The sequence below is a fragment of the Dactylosporangium sp. NPDC049525 genome, from assembly GCF_040676755.1.
In the GTDB taxonomy this organism is placed as follows: Bacteria; Actinomycetota; Actinomycetes; order Mycobacteriales; family Micromonosporaceae; genus Dactylosporangium.
In genome coordinates, this window is sequence record NZ_JBFAPO010000005.1 from 40,164 (window position 1) to 58,641 (window position 18,478).

Here is an 18,478-nt window from a genome sequence, read left to right on the forward strand (position 1 = left end):
ATGTCATGGACCGCACCTTCAACCGCTGGTTGCCGGTGCTCGCCGTCATTGCCGTGCTCGGGGTCGCCGCCGTCGCCGCCTCCACCTCCTCGCCGGAGATCAGCAAGCTGCCAGTGCCGCCGCTGGACACCACCCCGCCCGTGCCGTCCGACCTGCCGACCGCCGACACCGTGGCCACGGTCGCGCCGTCCGCCGCGCCCGAGCAGGCGTCGTCGTTCGCGTTCCCCGACTGGGTGACGTACACCGCCGGGGTCCTGTGCGTGCTCGTGCTGGTCGTGGCCGCCGGCGTGCTGGTGTGGTCGCTGCTGCGCAACGGCGACCCGAAGCGCAAGGCGCGGCTGTTCGTCGAGCCGAAGCGGCCGACCCCGATGACGGACGACGGCGGCGCCGCGGTGATCGCGGCCGTCGACGCCGGCATCGTCGAGCTGTCCGACACCGACACCGACCCGCGCCGGGCCGTCATCGCGTGCTGGGTCCGCCTGGAGCGGGCCGCCGCGGCCGCCGGCACCCCGCGGGAGACCGGCGACAGCCCCACCGACCTGGTCACCCGGCTCCTCGCCGGCCATCAGGTCAGCCGGCCGACCCTGGAAGGCCTGGCGTTCGTGTACCGCGAGGCCCGCTACGCGACCCATGCCGTCGACGAGCGGTCCCGGCAGGGCGCGATCGAGGCGCTGCGGCAGCTGCGGACCGAGCTGGCGCTGCGTGGAGGTGCCGTCCGTGGCGCGTAAACCCGACGAGATGGTCAGCCTCGAAGAGCTCTTCGACGTCGGCCGCACCGCCGTCGCCGCCGACCCGCGGCCGGTGCGCCGCCCGTCCCGGCCGTATGACATCCGGTGGTGGGTGCGCCGGCTGTTCATCGCGCTCGCGCTCACCACCGTCGGGTGGGGGCTGCTGTACGTGTTCGGCCTGACCGTGTCGTACCCACTCGTCTTCCTCGGCATCCTCGCGGCCGGCATCATCCAGGAGGCGCTGAAGCAGGTGCACGCCGACGAGCTGCCGGTCGCCGTCACCGGCCGCGGCCTGACCCCGGTCCGGCCGCCGACCCTGGCGAAGAAGAAGGCCCTGGCCAAGACCCGGCGCACCGGCGAGATGCTGGACGGCATCCCGGTCCTCGACGGCCTGCGGCTGGCGGTCGGCCGGTGGGAGGACCGGCTGGTCTGGGGCGAGCGCGACGCGAAGCGGTTCGGCGCTCTCGTCGTGCCCCGCATCGCCGACCTGGTGGACACCAGGCTGCGGCAACGGCACGGCATCACCCTGGCGGGCTCGCCGAGACAGGCCCGGGCACTGCTGGGGGAGGACCTGTGGACGCTGCTGCACCAGCCGCCGTCGCGCGTGCCGAGCCCAGGGGACGTAGCATCGATCGTCGCGAAGGTGGAGGAGCTATGAAGACGCTCGCACCGGCCGAGGTTGGCCGGATCGCCAAGGTGGTCCTCGACCAGGTCGGCACGGTGGTCGTCGGCAAGCGTGACTCCCTGGAGCTGGTCCTGGCCGGGATTCTCGCCGGTGGGCACGTGCTGCTGGAGGACCTGCCGGGCCTGGCCAAGACGCTGACCGCGCGGTCGTTCGCGCAGACGCTCGGCATCGGGTTCCGCCGGCTGCAGTTCACCCCGGACCTGCTGCCCGCCGACGTGACCGGGTCGTTCCTCTACGACCAGCGCTCGCACGAGTTCACGTTCCGCGCCGGGCCGGTCTTCACGAACCTGCTGCTCGCCGACGAGATCAACCGCACCCCGCCGAAGACGCAGTCGGCGCTGCTGGAGGCGATGCAGGAGCGGCAGGTCTCGGTCGAGGGCGCCACCTACCGGCTCGACCCGCCCTTCCACGTCCTCGCCACCGCCAACCCGATCGAATACGAGGGCACCTATCCGCTGCCCGAGGCCCAGCTCGACCGGTTCCTGCTCCGCGTGTCGTTCGGCTACCCGGACGCCGACGAGGAGTGGGAGGTCCTGCGCCGCAGGATGACCCGCCGGCAGGAGGAGGCGGTGATCGAGCCCGTCGTCGACGCCGAGACCCTCCTCGCCATGCAGGGCGCCCTGGAGGACGTCAGCGTCGAGGACTCGATCGGGCGGTACATCGTCTCGCTCACCGCGGCGACCCGCTCACACCCGCAGGTCCTCGTCGGCGCCTCACCCCGCGGCTCGCTCGCGCTGCTGCTGCTGGCCCGGGCCGCCGCCGCGCTCAGCGGCCGCGACTACGTCATCCCCGAGGACGTCAAGGCGGTCGCCGTGCCGGCGCTGTCGCACCGCATCACGCTGCTGCCGGAGATGTGGCTCAAGCGCATCGACCCTCGGGCCGTCGTGGGCGAGGTGCTCGCGCAGACCCCGGCTCCGGCCAGCGGCGCGCTGCCCACCTACGGCGGAAGGCGTGGCTGAGCGTCGCCCGTCCCCGACCGGCGGTGCAGGCCGGCGGTCGCACGCCCGCGCCTTCGAACCGACCCGGGCGCTCGGCCGTGCGGTCCTCGTCGCCGGGGTGCTCGTCTTCGTCGCCGTGCTCACCGGGCGGTTCGACCTGGTCGTGCTCGCCACCCCGTTCGCCGTGGGCACCGCCCTGTCCCTGGTGCGCCGCCCTGGCCGCGCGCCGACGGTGGAGGTCACCACCGCCGAGCCGTTCGTGGTCGAGGGCGCCGAGCTCGACGTGAACATCGGCGTCGGCAACCCCAACCCCGGCGGCTTCGACCTCGTCGTGGTCCGCCTGGCCGTGCCCCGCTGGGTCCGCCTGGAGCAGAGCGACCGCCCGTACGTCGTCGCCGTCGACCCCGGCACCATCGCCGGGGTCGACCTGCACGGCCGGGTGCTGCGCTGGGGCCGTCACCCGCTCGGCCCGGTCACCGCGCACGGCTTCGCCGCCGACGGCCTGCTCATCAGCCGGGCCATGCAGGCACCCGCGCTGCCGATCAAGGCGTACCCGGCGATCGAGCACTTCGACGCCGACGAGGCCATGCCCCGCGCGGCCGGGCACGTCGGCGGCCACCGCTCCCGCCGCCCGGGCGAGGGCGGCGAGCTGGCCGGGGTGCGCCGCTTCGGCTCCGGCGACCGGCTGCGCCGCATCGACTGGCGGGTCTCCCTGCGCACCCGCGAGCTGCACGTCGTGAGCACCCTGTCCGACCGCGACGCCGAGGTCGTCGTCCTGCTCGACGCGCTGCACGAGGCGGGCCGCTCCGGCGGCATCGACGGCCGCGCCTCCGTGCTGGACGTCACCGTCCGCGCCGCGGCCGGCATCGCCGAGCACTACCTGCGCCGCGGCGACCGGGTCGCCCTGCTGCAGTACGGCGGCCAGATCCGCCAGCTGCGCGCCGCCAGCGGCCGCCGGCACTACATGACCACCCTGGAATGGCTGCTCGACATCGCCCCCGCACAGGTCGCCGACGAGCCGCCGCCCTCGGTCTTCGGCCCGCACATGGTCCAGCACAACGCGCTCGTGATGGTCCTCACCCCGCTGCTCGACCCGCGCTCCGCCGCGATGCTGGCCAACCTCGCCCGCGCCGGCCGCTTCGTGGTCGCCGTCGACACGCTCACCGCGCCGTCGACCGCCCTGCGTGGCACCGGCCCCTGGGGCCAGGTCGCCCACCGCCTCTGGGCCCTGGAACGCGACAGCGTCATCGGCCAGCTCCGCGAGCACGGCGTCCCGGTCGTCCCGTGGGGCGGCGCCGGCAGCCTCGACGAGGTCCTGCGCGGCGTGACCCGTGTCGCCCTGTCCCGGACGGTCACCAAATGATCGAGGAACTGCAGGACTTCTTCCTCACCCGCCTCGGCCGGGTCAAGGACATGCTCGAACGCGCCGCGGCCGGCCCGCTCCTGGTCCGCTTCATGGTGTTCCTGCTCACCCTGGTCGCGGCGCTGGTCGCCTTCCCCGCCGAGGTGATCCTGCGCCCCGCCGCGCTGGCCTTCGCGGCGGTACTGGCAGCGCTCCCCGCTGTCTTTCCCCGCACCCGCCTAGTCGGCCTGGCGATCCTGCTCTGCGCGTTCGGCTGGCTCCTCGGCACCTACGCCTACGGCCAGATCATCACGATCCCCCGCCTCATCGGCCTGGCCACGGTCCTGTACCTCACCCACTCCCTCGCCGCCCTGGCCGCCGCCCTGCCCTACGACGCGATCGTCTCGCCCGGCGTGCTGGTCGCCTGGCTGCTGCGCGCCCTCGCGATCGTCAGCGTCAGCGCCATCGTCAGCGTCCTGCTCCTGGCGGTCGTGAAGGTCGTCATCGGCCCGGTCTTCCTGGTCGCCTCCCTCGTGGGTGTCCTCGCCGCGGCAGCTCTGGCCTGGCTCATCACCCGCAAAGCCTCGTGAAATCCGCAGCGTGTGGTGTCCGTTACAGCCTTGGTAACGGTCGTTACATGTCTGTGGCCTGACTGAAGGGGAGGGGGTTTCGCGGCTAGCGTTGCTGACGTGGCTGCTAAGAGAATCCTTATCGTCGGTGCCGGGCACGTCGGGCTCTACGCCGCTCTGCGCATGTCCAAGAAGCTGCACCGCCACGAAGCCGAAGTGACGGTTGTCGACCCGCAACCGCACATGACCTACCAGCCGTTCCTACCGGAGTCGGCGGCCGGCAACATCTCCCCGCGGCACTCGGTCGTGCCGCTGCGGCGCGAGCTCAAGCGCTGCCACGTGCTCTCCGGTGAGGTCACCCGGATCGAGCACGCCCGCAAGGTGGCCATCGTCCAGCCGATCGTCGGGCCGCCCCGCGAGGTGCCCTACGACCACATCGTGGTGGCGCCGGGTTCGGTGTCGCGCACCCTGCCGATCCCCGGCCTGCGCGAGCAGGCGGTCGGGTTCAAGACGATCGGCGAGGCCATCTTCCTGCGCAACAGCGTCCTGGACCGGCTCGACGTCGCGGCGACGACGAGCGACCCGGCGACCCGGCGCCGCGCGCTGACCTTCGTGTTCGTCGGCGGCGGGTATGCCGGGATCGAGGCCCTCGCGGAGATGGAGGACATGGTCCGCGGGGCGTTGCGCTACTACCCGGAGATCCCGCAGGAGGACGTGCGGTTCATCCTCGTCGAGGCGGCGCAGCGGATCCTGCCCGAGGTCGGCCCCGAGATGGGCGCCTACACGGTGGTGCAGCTCACCCGGCGCGCGATCGACATCCGGCTCGGCACCCGCCTGGAGTCGTGTGTCGACGGGATCGTGAAGCTGTCCGACGGTGACGAGTTCCCGGCCGACACGATCGTGTGGACGGCGGGCGTCAAGCCGCACCCGATGCTGGAGCACACGGACCTGCCGCGGACCCAGCGCGGCGCGATCACCTGCCTGCCCACGCTGCAGGTCGTGGACCCGCACGGGGACGTCGTCGAAGGTGCCTGGAGCGCCGGCGACTGCGCCGCGGTGCCGGACCTCTCGTCGAAGGTGCCGGGGACGCTGTGCTCGCCGAGCGCGCAGCACGCGGTGCGCCAAGCGGCGCGGCTCGCCGACAACATCACCGCGGTCGTGCGCGGCCGCCAGCCGGTCGACTACAAGCACAAGCACGTCGGTTCGGTCGCCGGCCTCGGCCTGTACAAGGGCGTCGCGCACGTCTACGGGGTGAAGGTCCGCGGCCTGCCGGCGTGGTTCATGCACCGGTCGTACCACCTGAGCCGGATTCCCACGCTCAACCGTAAGATCCGGGTGCTGGTCGACTGGACGCTGCAGCTGGTGCTGCGCCGCGAGGTCGTCGCGCTGGGGTCGTTGCACGAGCCGCGCGAGCCGTTCCTGACGGTGGCCCCGCCGATCCCGCTGCCCACGAAGACGGAGCAGCCGGAGCCGGCGAAAGCGGTGAAAGCCGCCTAAGGCGCGCGCCACACCCAGACGTCCTCCACCCGTTCGCCGGGGCCGAGCAGCCCGTCCATGGTCTGCTTGAGCACCCCGGCGTTCGGGTGGCGCTGGTCCAGCACGAAGGACGCCGCCCGCCAGTACGCGACGTCGCGGGTGAGGGCCTGCCGGTCCTGGTCGGTGACGGTCACCGGGATGCCGGACCGCGCGACCCGTTGCAGCAGCTGCGACGTCGGGCGGGGGTAGACGCCGACGGCCGCGGCGCCGCCCTTGCCGTACGGCCCGATGAACCAGCCCTGTGGCGTGGCGATCCGCGCGTCGGTCGCCGCGGCCCAGCGCATCGCGTCGGGGTCCCGGGGGTCGGGCAGCGGCACCGGCACGACCACGCCGTCCTCGGGCGCGTACACCCGCCAGTACCCCTCGGTGAAGAAGCGGGGCACGGGCGCCCGGTCGGCCACGGGCAGCGGCGCCGGGGCGAGGGGCACGAGGGCGGCGACCACGGCGACCGGCACGAGCAGCCGCAGCGTCTCCGTCTGCGTGATCGCCGCGTCGACGACCCGCGCCAGGATCACGGCCAGCAACGGGATCGCGGCCAGGGCGAACCGCGTCGGCAGCGCCGACTCGATCACCGGCAGCCCGGACAGCAGCGCGAAGAGGCCCCGCTGGTCGGTCGGCTCGTCGTCCACGACGACATACGGCCCGAGGGCGAACAGGCACAGCACGACCGCGGTGACCGCGGACGCGACGACGGCAGGACGCCGCCACATCCAAATCGTCGCCCCGAGCGCGACGAGCAGCAGTGGCGCCCCGAAGAAGGTGGTGTACTCGGCCGGCCCGCTGACCAGTCGCGCGGCGCTGTCGTCGCCGGCCAGGGACAGCGGCGAGATGGCGGTGAAGCTGAACAGGTCGGTGGAGAAGAACGACGGCGCGAAGACGCCGCCCTCGACGCTCTGCGGCCCGTGGAACTGCAGCCACAACGGGTAGGCCAGCAGCGCCGTGGCCAGCCCGGCGGCGATGCCCAGGCCGAAGACGAACGGCGGCGCCACCCGCGGCGACGGCCGGGCGGCCACCACGAACACGAGCGTGAACAGGGCCAGGGTCACCGCGCTGAGGAACAGCACCTCCTCGCCGACGAAGAACTGCGCCGCGACGAGCCCGCCGAGCAGCAGCCCCGTCCGGGCGGTCCGCCAGGTGACCTCCGTCTGGTGGGCGAGGCGGACCACGCACCAGACGATCGGCGGCACCAGCCACGCCGCCGTCATGTGCAGGTGCGCGTTGGACTGCGACACCATGCCGGGGGCGAAGGCGGCGAACGCGGCGCCGATCAGCGCGCCGGTCCGGTGCACGCCGAGGCTCCTGGCGAACAGCAGGTACCAGCCGATCCCCGTCGCGGCGAGGTTGCCGGCGACGAGCACGCTGAACGTCACCGGCGCGCCGAACGCCAGGGTGATCGGCGCGAGCAGCAGCCCCATGCCGATCAGTGAGGCGTTGCACAGCAGGTTGACGCCCTCGGGCGCGTTGAGCATGCCGGTCACGAGGGAGAAGTCGCCGCGGTACGCTCGGGTGGCGTAGGCGAGGAACCATTCGTCCAGCGCCTGGTCACTGGGGTTGAGGGCGAGCGCTCGTCCCGCCGGCCCGGGCCAGAGCCGGTGCGTCAGCAGCGCGGCGGCGAGGACGAAGAGCAGCCCGACGCCCGTGTCGACCAGCCAGCGGCGGGGCGCTTGCATCAGTTGACCTTCATTTGTCAAGGTCTCCGGCGGCGCCATCTCAACCTCGTCGGTCAGTGGGGTGCTGCTCACCCGGATGACAGTAACGGCGGTCCCCTTGTCGGTGTTGAGGGTTCGTCGGACGGGCTACCGTGAGACGCGTTTCTACGCCCGGGTGGTGGAACGGCAGACACGGCCGCCTTAAAAGCGGCTGCCGCGAGGCGTGCGGGTTCGAACCCCGCCCCGGGCACCATTACTAGCTGTCCCACCGCGGGCGGCGGGTCCCGCGCGGGGGTTCCCACCCCGCGGGCCCCGCATGCGCCGCAAGCGACGCACCAGGCACCTATTGTTTCGTCGTGCGTTCATGTTCCCTTCGTCGTCATGGTTGAGGCTTCGCGGAAAACACCTTTCCGCGAAAGGCCTGTCACATTGCGCACCCAGTTCCGAGTGATTGTTGCGGTAGCGACCGCATTTGCCGGTATCGCCGTCGGCTATTCGCCGGCGGTGGCGGCGGACGCGTCCGCCATCCGTATCAACGAGGTTGAGTCCAACGGCGGCACGCCCGGTGACTGGGTCGAGCTGGTCAACACCGGTGCGGTGGCCGTGGACGTGTCCGGTTGGGTCGTCAAGGACAACGACGACACCCACGTGTTCACCATCGCCGCCGGTACCAGTGTCGCCGCGGGTGGTTACCTGGCGGTGGACGTCGACCCGGTGTTCGGGCTCGGCGCCGCCGACTCGGCCCGGCTGTTCGCCGCGGACGGGGTGACGCCGATCGACTCCTACAGCTGGACCGCGCACGCCGCCACCACGTACGGCCGCTGCCCGGACGGCTCGGGCGCGTTCGTCACCACCAATGCCTCCACCCGCGCCGCGGCCAACGACTGCGCGAGCCCGGCGACGAAGGTGAAGATCAACGAGGTCGAGTCCAACGGCGGCACGCCGGGTGACTGGGTCGAGCTGCTCAACACCGGCGCCGTGGCCGTCGACGTGTCCGGTTGGGTCGTCAAGGACAACGACGACACCCACGTGTTCACCATTGCCGCCGGTACGAGTGTCGCCGCCGGTGCCTACCTGGCGGTGGACGTCGACCCGGTGTTCGGGCTCGGCGCCGCCGACTCGGCCCGGCTCTTCGCGGCCGACGGGGTGACGCTGATCGACTCCTACAGCTGGACGGCGCACGCCGCGACGACCTACGGCCGCTGCCCGGACGGCACCGGCGCGTTCGTCACGACCGCCTCGTCGACCCGGGCCGCCGCCAACGACTGCGCCACCCCCGCCGCGAAGGTGAAGATCAACGAGGTCGAGTCCAACGGCGGCACGCCCGGTGACTGGGTCGAGCTGGTCAACACCGGCGTCGCGCCCGTCGACGTGTCCGGCTGGATCGTCAAGGACAACGACGACACCCACGCGTTCCCGGTCCCGGCCGGCACGGTCCTGGCCGCCGGTGCCTACCTGGCCCTCGACGTCGACCCGGTGTTCGGGCTCGGCGCCGCCGACTCGGCCCGGCTCTTCGCCGCCGACGGGGTGACGCTGCTCGACTCGTACGCCTGGACCGCCCACGCGACCGTGACCTACGGCCGCTGCCCGGACGGCACCGGGCAGTTCGCCACCACGACCGCCGCGACGAAGGGGGCGGCCAACGCGTGCGCCGGCCAGACGCCCGCGTCGGTGTGGCCAGGCGGCGCCGCCGTCGCGACCGCCGACCTGCCGGGCGTGTTCGGCGGCAACATGAGCGGGCTGTCGTTCCAGAGCGGCTCCGTCCTCTGGGCGGTCAAGAACGGACCGGGCACCCTCTACCGCCTCACCTGGGACGGCGCGGCGTGGACCCCGGCGGCCACGACGGTGCTGCACTACGCGGACGGCACCGGTGACGTGGACGCCGAAGGCGTGGTGTGGCGGCCCGACGGGCTCTACGTGTCGACCGAGCGGGACAACGCGGTCAGCGGCGTCAGCCGGCCCACGATCGAGCGCTACGACGGCGTGAGCGGCACCGCGACCGCCGAGTGGAACCTCACCGCGGACCTGCCGACGGTCGCCGCCAACAGCGGGCTCGAAGGGATCACCTGGGTGCCCGACGCGTACCTCACCGCGCACGGGTTCGCCGACCAGCGCACCGGCGCCGCCTACGACCCGGCCGCGTACCCGGGTCACGGCGACGGGCTCTTCCTCGTCGGTCTCGAGGCCAACGGCAGCGTCTACGCCTACGCGCTCGCACCCGGCGGCGCGTTCACCCGGGTCGCGACGTTCGCCAGCGGGTTCCCGTCGGTGATGGACCTGGAGTTCGAGCCGGAGACCGGGCACCTGTGGGCGGTCTGCGACGACACCTGCAACGGCCGGGTCGCCACCCTCGACGTGACCGCCGGCGGGTTCGCCGTCAGCGGCCTGTACGAACGCCCGGCCGGCATGCCGAACCTCAACAACGAGGGCTTCGCGATCGCGCCGCAGTCCTCGTGCGTCGCTGGCGGGAAGCCGGTCGTCTGGTCCGACGACAGCAACACCGGCGGGAACGCCCTGCGCACCGGCACGATCACCTGCACCGACCTCGACGCCGACGACGACGGCATCCTGGACGCGGTCGACCCGGCGCCCGCCGACCCGGCCAACGACACGTTCGCCGCCGGCGCCGTCTCGGGCCGGATCACTGCCCGCGGCGACCGCACGGTCGCGGTGTCCCCCGGATCCGGCGGCGCCGTGCGGTTCGACGTCGGCGCCGGTACGACCCCCGCGTCGCTGCAGCTCACCGGCAGCACCGCGGCGATCACGCTCGGCCAGGGGTCGTATCTGGTCACGGGCGCGGTCGGCCTGTCCACGCTGTCCGGCGACCCGGCGAGCGTCGCGGTGACCTTCCGCGCCGTGCCGATCACGTTCGGCGTCCCGGCCGGCGGCTCGCTGGCGTTCACCGCGACCCTGACCGGCATCCAGCACACCGGTGCCGTCACGGTCCAGGCCGCCGGCCTGCTGTGCGGCGCCGTGGACAGCGTCGTGGTCGGCACCACCGGCAACGAGCGCCTCACCGGCACCGCCGGCGGCGACCTCATCGTCGGCCGGGGCGGCAACGACGTCGTCACCGGCGGTGGCGGCAGCGACTGCGTCGTGACCGGCCCCGGCAACGATGTGATCACCACCACGGGCGGCGACGACCGGATCGACGCCGGCGGCGGCAACAACGTCGTCGACGCGGGCGCCGGGACCAACACGATCATCGCGGCCTCCGGCAACGACGTGATCACCACCGGCAACGGCGACGACCGGATCGAGGCCGGCGGCGGCAACAACGTCATCCGGGCCGGCGACGGGACCAACGTCGTCATCACCGCCTCCGGCAACGACAGCGTGGTGACCGGCGCCGGCGACGACCGGGTCGACGCCGGCAACGGCAACAACACCGTCACCACCGGCGACGGCGCCGACGTGATCGGCACCGGCAGCGGCAACGACGCCGTCGACTGCGGCGCGGGCATCGACACCGCGTCCGCCGGCCGCGGCAACAACAGCAACACGGGCGGCCGCTGCGAGACGTTCGGCCTGTAGCTCTGCGAGCACCGCGGGTGCCCCCGGAAATCTGAGATCCACCTGCTGGGGGCACACGCGGTACGCTCGTACTACACATGAATGAACGCCCTTGGAGGCTGATCGTGCAGAGTTCGAACCCGGTGCTCAACCGCCTTGGCCAGGCGGCTGGACAGGGACGGTCGCAGGTGCAGCCGCCGCCGAGCTTCGGCGCACCGACCGGCTATGGGTATCCGCAGTCCGGATACGGCGTGCCCCCGCAGGCGGGTGCCACCCGGGCGATGACCATCGACGACGTCGTCACGCGCACCGTCGGCCTGCTTTTCGTCACCGGCATCTTCGGTGCGGCGGCCTGGACGCTCCTGCCGGACACCGGTGCCGTCACCGGCATCGCGCTGTTCGGCTCGCTCATCGCGGGTCTGGTCCTCGGCCTGGTCATCTCGTTCACGCAGGTGACCAACCCGGCCGTCATCATCCCCTACGCCGCCCTGCAGGGTGTCCTGCTCGGGGTGGTCAGCCGCTGGTATGAACATGCCTTCAACGGCATCGTCATCCAGGCGGTCATCGGCACGTTCGGCATCTTCGCGATCATGGCGGTGCTCTACAAACTGCAGATCCTGCGGGCGACGCCCCGGTTCACGAAGATGGTCATCGGCGCCCTCGTCGGCGTCGTTGTGCTGAGCCTGGCCAACTTCATCTTCTACCTGTTCGGCCTCAACCTCGGCCTGCGTGACTACGGCACGGAAGGCAAGGTCGGCTGGCTGCCGATCGTCTTCAGCCTGGTGATCATCGTGGTCGCGGCACTGACGTTCGTCCTCGACTTCGACGCGGTCGAGCAGGGCGTGCGGCAGGGGCTGCCGGAGAAGTTCGCGTGGTATTGCGCGTTCGGCATCCTGGTCGGGCTGATCTTCCTGTACTGGGAGATCCTGCGCATGCTCAGCTACCTGCGCCGCTGATGCAGCCCGACGACCCGCTCACCGTGACGGTGGGCAGGCTGGTCGGGCAGGTCGGACACTGGACGCCGTCCCGATGGGCGGCGTCCGGTGCGTCCGGGGTCCCGCGCGGCGACACGATGCACGACCTGGTCCAGTGGCTCGCGGACCGCTGCGCCGAAGCGGAGGGCCGGGACCGACTGCCGGTGCCCCGCCTCGACAACGACCTCGCCCTGCCGGACCAGCTGAAGGTGGTCGCGGCGGACCTGACCCGCTTCGGCGGCCCCGCCCTGGTGGACGAGGCCGCCGACAAGGTGCGGGCCGTGCGCGGGCAACTCTGACGCCTGCGCTTCAGTGAGGCTTAGGCGCCCGCGCCCGGCTGGGCACGACTCTAGCTACGACAGCCGCTCGATGACCATGGCCATGCCCTGGCCGCCGCCGACGCACATGGTCTCCAGGCCGATCGACTTGTCGTGCCAGCTCAGCGAGTTGATCAGGGTGCCGGTGATGCGGGCGCCGGTCATGCCGAAGGGGTGACCGACCGCGATCGCGCCGCCGTTGACGTTGAGCTTCTCGATCGGGATGCCGAGCTGCCGGTAGGACGGGATGACCTGCGCGGCGAACGCCTCGTTGATCTCGACCAGGTCGACGTCGTCGATGCTCATCCCGGCCCGCTTGAGCGCGCTGCGGGACGCCTCGACCGGGCCGATGCCCATGATCTCCGGCGACATGGCGGTGACGCCGGTGGACAGGATCCGGGCCAGGGGCGTGATGCCCAGCTCGCGGGCCTTGACGTCGCTCATGATGACGACCGCGGCGGCGCCGTCGTTGAGCGGGCAGCAGTTGCCGGCGGTGACCCGGCCGTCGGGGCGGAACACCGGCTTGAGCCCGGCGACGCCCTCCAGGGTGACCCCGGCCCGGGGGCCGTCGTCGGTGCTCACCACGGTGCCGTCGGGCGTCGTCACCGGCGTGATCTCGCGGGCCCAGAAGCCGCTCTTGATCGCGGCCTCGGCCAGGTTCTGCGACCGGACGCCGAACTCGTCCATGTCGGCCCGGGTGACGCCCTCGAGCTCGGCGAGGTTCTCCGCGGTCTGGCCCATCGCCACGTAGATGTCGGGCAGGGCGCCGTCCTCGCGCGGGTCGTGCCAGGCGTCGCCGCCGCCCTCGGCGCGCTTCGTGGTGCGCGCATACGCGTCGGCGAAGGCCGGGTTCTGCCACGGGCCGCCGACGGCCGCCTGCGCCTCGGCCGGCAGGCCGTCGGAGTTGCCCCGCGCGTAGCGGGACACGCACTCGACGCCGGCGGAGAGGAACACGTCGCCCTCGCCGGCCTTGATCGCGTGGAACGCCATCCGGGTGGTCTGCAGCGACGAGGCGCAGTAGCGGGTGGTGGTGGCGCCCGGCAGGTGGTCGAACCCGAGCAGGGTGCTGACCACGCGGGCCATGTTGAAGCCCTGCTCACCGCCGGGCAGGCCGCAGCCGAGGTAGAGGTCTTCGATGTCCCGCGGGTCGAGCTCGGGGACCTTGGCGAGCGCGGCGCGGACGATGGTCGCGGCGAGGTCGTCGGGGCGGAGGTCGCGCAGAGATCCCTTGGCGGCACGGCCGATCGGGGACCGGGCGGTGGCGACGATGACAGCTTCCGGCATACCCCTGACGCTACTGCAGGGTAATGAAGCCGGGCGAGCGGCTGTGAGAAATCTGCACGGTCAGTGCATCGTCAGTGCAGAAACCCGCGGACCGCGGTCGCTTCCTCGACGGCGGGCAGCAGCGCGTGCGCCCACACCCGGTAGCCGTCGGCGGACGGGTGGAACCCGTCGTGGCACAGCGTGCCCGCGTCCGCCCGGAACACCGCACCGGTCCGCGCCGCCAGGTCGACGACGACCGCGCCGGCGGCGCCGGCGGTCGCGGCCTGCTGCCGCGCCACGCTCCGGCTGCGCCAGCCGAGCAGCTGCCGCAGCGGCGGCGCGAACGCCCGCAGCGCCCCGAAGTCCGGGCAGGTGCCGACGACCACCGGGATGCCGGCGTCCCGCAGCCGCCGGCAGGCGGAGCCGAGATACTCCGCCGCGTCCGAACCGCGGCCGAAGTGCGTCACGTCGTTGGTGCCGACCAGGATGACCGCCACGTCCGGCGCCGGCCCCACCAGCGCCCGCGCCACCTGGGTCGCGAGGTCGGCGGAGCGGGACCCGGCCACGGCCACGCTGGACAGCTCCACCCGCCGGCCCGCGGTGCCCTCCGCGAGCAGTGCCGCCAGCTGCCCGCCGACGGTGTCGGCGACCCGGTCGACGCCGACGCCGAGCGCGGTGGCGTCACCGAGCAGGACCAGCCGCATCGGCGGCTTGCCGACCGCGCCGACCGCCGAGCGCATCGCCAGGCGCATGTCCGGCTTCGCGTAAGACCTGGTCCGGGCGGCCATCGCCTGCGCGGCGAGGACCGCGGCACCGCCGACCGTGCCGGCGATCACCGTGACCGTGGCCATCCGTGCCAGGCGCTTGATCGTGATCATGTCGACTCCTGGGGGTAGCGGTCCTCAGTACGGGAGGGCTCACGGGCCGCCTGCTGCGGCAGCCGGTGCCAGACCCGGTGGCGCAGCTGCGCCCAGCGGCCCGCCGGGCCGCGCTCGCTGCCGGCCACCTGCGCGGCACTGACCTCGGTGCCGGGGCGCTGCGCCGCCTCCGCCGCGGCGCGCGGCAGGGACCGCACGCCCTCGCCGGCCCGCAGCGACGTGGTCAACGGCGCCGCCACGTCGGGCTCGGTCAGCGACGCGACCACGGTCGGCAGGACTGCCTGCGCCGCGGCCAGATATCCGGCGCCGGAGGGGTGGAACCGGTCGAAGCTGAACATCCGGTCCGGCTCGGCGTAGAACAGCTCGCCGAGCAGGTCGCCCAGCGAGACGCTCCGCCCGCCGGCCTCGACCACCGCGATCGTCTGCGCCGTCGCCATCTGCCGGCTCCAGTGCCGGGCCAGCCAGCGCAGCGGCGGCTGGATCGGCCGGATCGTGCCCAGGTCGGGGCAGGTGCCGACGACGACCTGGATGCCGTCGGCCCGCAGCCGGCGCACCGCGTCGACCAGGTGCCGCACGGCCTTGGGCACGCTGACCCGGTGGGTGACGTCGTTGCCGCCGATGCAGATCACCGCGACGTCGGGGCGGTGCCGCAGGGCCACATCCACCTGCGGCGGCAGCCCCCGCGACTCGCAGCCGACGACGGCGAGGCAGCGCATCCACACCGGGCGCTGCTGCTGCTCGGCAAGGCCGGCCGCGACCGCGGCGGCGAAGGTCTCACTGGGCAGCTCGGCGCCATAGCCGGCGGCGGAGGAGTCGCCGAGCACGACCAGGCGGATCGGCTCGCCGTCGTAGTGCGCGCCGTAGGTGCCGTCGGCGCGTGGGGGAGGGCTCACGACCTGGGGGATGACCCGCCGGGCCAGCAGCGCCTGCCCGATGACCACGCCGTAGAACAGCGCGCCCGCGCCCGCGAGGCCACCACCGCCGACGGCGGCCGCCGTAGCGATCCGCCGCACCTGCTCCGACCGAAGCTTCAACGCCCCCATTGCCCTTCCCGCCTCCCGCATCCGCGCGACCTCCGAGGCTAACCCCCACTCCGCAAGTATCCGCCACTCTCGGTAAAGATCCCGATCGTCCTCATCCCGACCGATCGGGACCGGCGCGGGTCAGCTCCACCCTGCGCGGCACCCGCGGGGTGGTCCCTTCCGATTGCCCGGCGGCAGCCGTGGAGCAAACCTTCGATGCTTGGCACCGGTCCGTCAGGACCACACGGGGCCTCGCCGAGATCCATGCGTCATTCTTACCGCGCGCTGTTGTGGCCCGGCACCGTTACATTCATAGCCAGACGAGAGAGGGCGGCGATCATGGCGGACAGCACGCTGCGACGGCGGTTGGCGTGGACGGCGCTCCTGCGGGTGTTCAAGCCCGGCACGCCCGGGCTCGGCAAGCGGATCGGCGCCATCCCGCGGATGGTCAAGGCCACGCTGAAGGGCGAATACGACGGCGGCACCCGCCTGGCGCTGCTGGCCGCCTCGGCCGTCTACATCGTCTCGCCGATCGACGCCGTGCCGGAGCTGTTCCTGCTGGTCCTCGGCGTCGTCGACGACCTCGCCATGGCGACCTATTTCGCCGGGGCGCTGCTGGACGAGCTGGAGCGCTTCCTGGAGTGGGAGAAGCAGCGCGACAACGTGATTCCTGGACACGTCGTCAAGTAGCCGATTCCGGCGCTATACGCTGGCCGCGTGCGCTACTACGACAACGTCGTCGAATTGGTGGGCAATACGCCCCTTGTCCGGCTCCGTAACGTGACGTCCGGAATCTCCGCAACCGTCCTGGCCAAGGTCGAATACCTCAACCCCGGCGGCAGCGTGAAGGACCGCATCGCGCTGCGCATGGTCGAGGAGGCCGAGAAGGCCGGCCTGCTCAAGCCCGGCGGCACCATCGTCGAGCCGACCAGCGGCAACACCGGGGTCGGTCTCGCGCTCGTCGCCCAGCTGCGTGGGTACAAGTGCGTCTTCGTCTGCCCCGACAAGGTCAGCGAGGACAAGCAGAACGTGCTGCGGGCCTATGGTGCGGAGGTCGTCGTCTGCCCGACGGCGGTCGCCCCGGAGGACCCCCGGTCCTACTACAACGTCTCCGACCGGCTCGCCCGGGACATCCCCGGCGCGTGGAAGCCCGACCAGTACGCCAACCCGGCCAACCCCCGCTCGCACTACGAGACCACCGGACCCGAGATCTGGGACCAGACGGCCGGCAAGGTGACGCACTTCGTCGCCGGCGTCGGCACCGGCGGCACGATCTCCGGCGTGGGCCGCTACCTCAAGGAGGTCTCCGGCGGCTCGGTCCGCATCGTCGGCGCCGACCCCGAGGGCTCCGTCTACTCCGGCGGGACCGGCCGGCCCTACCTCGTCGAAGGCGTCGGCGAGGACTTCTGGCCGACCACGTATGACCGCGACGTCTGCGACGAGATCGTCGAGGTGTCCGACAAGGACTCGTTCGACCTGACCCGCCGCCTGGCGCGCGAGGAGGGCCTGCTCGTCGGCGGCTCCTGCGGCATGGCCGTCGCCGCGGCGCTGAAGGTCGCCCGCGAGGCCGGCCCCGATGACGTCGTGGTCGTCCTGCTGCCCGACGGCGGCCGCGGCTACCTCAGCAAGATCTTCAACGACGACTGGATGGCCAGGTACGGCTTCCTGCGCACCGCCGCCGAACTGCCGACCGTCGCCGACGTCCTTGTCGGCAAGGACGGCCGGATGCCGCAGATGGTCCACGTGCACCCCAACGAGACGGTCCGCGACGCCATCGACTACATGCGCGAATACGGCGTCTCCCAGCTGCCCGTCCTCAAGGCCGAGCCGCCCGTCGTGACCGGCGAGGTGGCCGGCTCGATCGCGGAGCGTGACCTCCTCGACGCGCTGTTCACCGGCCAGGCCCACCTCCACGACATCGTGGAGAAGCACATGGGCGACCCGCTGCCGATGATCGGCGGCGGCCAGCCCGTCAGCGAGGCCGTCGCCCTCCTGGAGAAGGCCGACGCCGCGGTGGTCCTCATCGACGGCAAGCCGGCCGGCGTCATCACCCGGCAGGACCTCCTCGCCCACCTGAGCTGAGCCGTCCCGTGCCGGGACCCCTTACGACAGGGGTTCCGGCACGGCCACGACGTCCACCAGGGCCGCCTTGCGCAGCACCGTGATCGGCAGGCGCCGACCGATGGCCGGGCCGAGCATGAGGCGCTGGACGTCCTGCACGCCGACCGTCGGGCGGCCGCCCGCGGTGAGCATCACGTCGCCGACGTAGAGGCCGGCCTGCCCGGCGGGGCTGCCCGGCACGACCTCGACCAGCCGCAGGCCCTTGCGCTGCCCGACCCGGTCCGCGACGGGCGGGGGGAGCGTGACCGGGGTGCCGGCGACACCGAGCCAAGCGCGGCGGACCTTCCCGGTCGACATGAGCTCCGACATGATCAGCCGGGTCGTGCTGTTGATCGGGACGGCGAGCCCGAGCCCGATGCCGGCGACCGCGGTGTTGATCCCGACGACCCTGCCGGTCGAGTCCGCGAGGGCGCCGCCGGAGTTGCCGGGGTTGAGCGCGGCGTCGGTCTGTACCACGTCGTCGATCAGCCGCACGTGCCGGCCGTCGCGGACCGGCAGTGACCGGCCGAGGGCGCTGACGACGCCGGCGGTGACGGAGCCGGCCAGGCCGAGCGGGTTGCCGACGGCCACGACCAGCTGGCCGATGCGCAGGTCGTCGGCGTTGCCGAGGGTCGCCGGCGGTACCCCCGTCTCGTGGATGCGCAGCACCGCCAGGTCCGCCAGGGGGTCGGCGCCGACGACGTCGAAGCGGCTGGAGGTGCCGTTGGTGAATTCGGCCACACCGCCGCCGGCGCCCGCCACCACGTGGGCGCTGGTGAGCACGAAGCCGTCCGGGGTGTAGACGACGGCCGAGCCGGCGCCCTCGCCGCGGGGGCCGCGCACGGTCAGGCTGGCGACGCTGGGCAGCAGGGTCGCCGCCACGCTGGTGACGACCCGGCTGTACGCGTCGAGCGCGTCAATTTCGGGGTCCATGTCGCTGCCAACGCCGCCCCCGCGACATTCA

16 protein-coding genes and 1 tRNA gene are annotated in these 18,478 nt (G+C 72.7%); 12 read left to right on the plus strand and 5 right to left on the minus strand.

Features of this window, described 5'->3' with window-relative positions; genetic code table 11:
• The first annotated feature begins 5 nt into the window (after nucleotides 1-5).
• The 6 genes from AB0K00_RS10565 to AB0K00_RS10590 all read left to right on the plus strand — a co-directional run bounded on the left by AB0K00_RS10565 (nucleotide 6) and on the right by AB0K00_RS10590 (nucleotide 5,759).
• Nucleotides 6-728, plus strand: coding sequence for a DUF4129 domain-containing protein (locus AB0K00_RS10565; protein WP_363518413.1), 723 nt, complete (start codon nucleotides 6-8; stop codon nucleotides 726-728).
• Nucleotides 718-1,386, plus strand: a complete 669-nt coding sequence (locus AB0K00_RS10570) for a hypothetical protein (RefSeq protein ID WP_363518415.1) — start codon at nucleotides 718-720, stop codon at nucleotides 1,384-1,386. The genes AB0K00_RS10565 and AB0K00_RS10570 overlap by 11 nt, the downstream gene beginning before the upstream one ends.
• A complete protein-coding gene (locus AB0K00_RS10575) occupies nucleotides 1,383-2,372 on the plus strand; it encodes a MoxR family ATPase (protein WP_363518417.1) in 990 nt (329 codons plus the stop codon). Before AB0K00_RS10570 ends, AB0K00_RS10575 begins: the two co-directional genes overlap by 4 nt.
• A complete protein-coding gene (locus tag AB0K00_RS10580) occupies nucleotides 2,365-3,714 on the plus strand; it encodes a DUF58 domain-containing protein (RefSeq protein WP_363518419.1) in 1,350 nt (449 codons plus the stop codon). Before AB0K00_RS10575 ends, AB0K00_RS10580 begins: the two co-directional genes overlap by 8 nt.
• Nucleotides 3,711-4,283, plus strand: a complete 573-nt coding sequence (locus AB0K00_RS10585) for a hypothetical protein (RefSeq protein ID WP_363518421.1) — start codon at nucleotides 3,711-3,713, stop codon at nucleotides 4,281-4,283. Before AB0K00_RS10580 ends, AB0K00_RS10585 begins: the two co-directional genes overlap by 4 nt.
• A gap of 99 nt (nucleotides 4,284-4,382) precedes the next feature.
• Entirely contained in the window at nucleotides 4,383-5,759 is a 1,377-nt protein-coding gene (locus tag AB0K00_RS10590) for an NAD(P)/FAD-dependent oxidoreductase (RefSeq protein WP_363518423.1), read from the plus strand.
• Here AB0K00_RS10590 and AB0K00_RS10595 read toward each other — a convergent pair.
• Entirely contained in the window at nucleotides 5,756-7,468 is a 1,713-nt protein-coding gene (locus tag AB0K00_RS10595) for a hypothetical protein (RefSeq protein ID WP_363518425.1), read from the minus strand. The two genes, AB0K00_RS10590 and AB0K00_RS10595, sit on opposite strands and share 4 nt — an antisense overlap.
• Before the next feature lie 148 nt (nucleotides 7,469-7,616).
• Here AB0K00_RS10595 and AB0K00_RS10600 point away from each other — a divergent pair.
• From AB0K00_RS10600 to AB0K00_RS10615, 4 genes are all read left to right on the plus strand, one after another.
• Nucleotides 7,617-7,700: transfer RNA gene (locus AB0K00_RS10600), tRNA-Leu, on the plus strand.
• A gap of 194 nt (nucleotides 7,701-7,894) precedes the next feature.
• Nucleotides 7,895-10,981, plus strand: coding sequence for a lamin tail domain-containing protein (locus AB0K00_RS10605; RefSeq protein WP_363518427.1), 3,087 nt, complete (start codon nucleotides 7,895-7,897; stop codon nucleotides 10,979-10,981).
• Nucleotides 10,982-11,085: 104 nt separating this feature from the next.
• Nucleotides 11,086-11,916 carry a Bax inhibitor-1/YccA family protein gene (locus AB0K00_RS10610; protein ID WP_363518429.1) on the plus strand — a complete coding sequence of 277 codons (831 nt, stop codon included), beginning with the start codon at nucleotides 11,086-11,088 and terminating at the stop codon, nucleotides 11,914-11,916.
• Nucleotides 11,916-12,233 (plus strand): hypothetical protein, encoded by a 318-nt coding sequence (locus tag AB0K00_RS10615; protein WP_363518431.1) that lies wholly within the window; start codon nucleotides 11,916-11,918, stop codon nucleotides 12,231-12,233. The genes AB0K00_RS10610 and AB0K00_RS10615 overlap by 1 nt, the downstream gene beginning before the upstream one ends.
• A 54-nt stretch (nucleotides 12,234-12,287) precedes the next feature.
• On the opposite strand, the gene AB0K00_RS10620 is transcribed toward AB0K00_RS10615, so the two are convergent.
• From AB0K00_RS10620 to AB0K00_RS10630, 3 genes are all read right to left on the minus strand, one after another.
• Nucleotides 12,288-13,535, minus strand: a complete 1,248-nt coding sequence (locus AB0K00_RS10620; protein WP_363518432.1) for an acetyl-CoA C-acetyltransferase — start codon at nucleotides 13,533-13,535, stop codon at nucleotides 12,288-12,290.
• Nucleotides 13,536-13,606: 71 nt separating this feature from the next.
• Nucleotides 13,607-14,392 (minus strand): SGNH/GDSL hydrolase family protein, encoded by a 786-nt coding sequence (locus AB0K00_RS10625; RefSeq protein WP_363518434.1) that lies wholly within the window; start codon nucleotides 14,390-14,392, stop codon nucleotides 13,607-13,609.
• Complete coding sequence (locus AB0K00_RS10630) at nucleotides 14,389-15,435, minus strand: SGNH/GDSL hydrolase family protein (RefSeq protein ID WP_363518436.1); 1,047 nt, start codon at nucleotides 15,433-15,435, stop codon at nucleotides 14,389-14,391. The genes AB0K00_RS10625 and AB0K00_RS10630 overlap by 4 nt, the downstream gene beginning before the upstream one ends.
• 318 nt (nucleotides 15,436-15,753) lie before the next feature.
• Here AB0K00_RS10630 and AB0K00_RS10635 point away from each other — a divergent pair, with 318 nt between their 5' ends.
• Together AB0K00_RS10635 and AB0K00_RS10640 are read left to right on the plus strand one after the other, a co-directional pair.
• Complete coding sequence (locus AB0K00_RS10635) at nucleotides 15,754-16,104, plus strand: DUF1232 domain-containing protein (RefSeq protein ID WP_363518438.1); 351 nt, start codon at nucleotides 15,754-15,756, stop codon at nucleotides 16,102-16,104.
• 27 nt (nucleotides 16,105-16,131) lie between these two features.
• Nucleotides 16,132-17,496 carry a cystathionine beta-synthase gene (locus AB0K00_RS10640; RefSeq protein WP_363518440.1) on the plus strand — a complete coding sequence of 455 codons (1,365 nt, stop codon included), beginning with the start codon at nucleotides 16,132-16,134 and terminating at the stop codon, nucleotides 17,494-17,496.
• Between the two features lie 21 nt (nucleotides 17,497-17,517).
• Here the strand turns inward: AB0K00_RS10640 and AB0K00_RS10645 are convergent, their stop codons facing one another.
• Entirely contained in the window at nucleotides 17,518-18,447 is a 930-nt protein-coding gene (locus AB0K00_RS10645; RefSeq protein WP_363518442.1) for a trypsin-like peptidase domain-containing protein, read from the minus strand.
• Nucleotides 18,448-18,478: the final 31 nt, after the last annotated feature.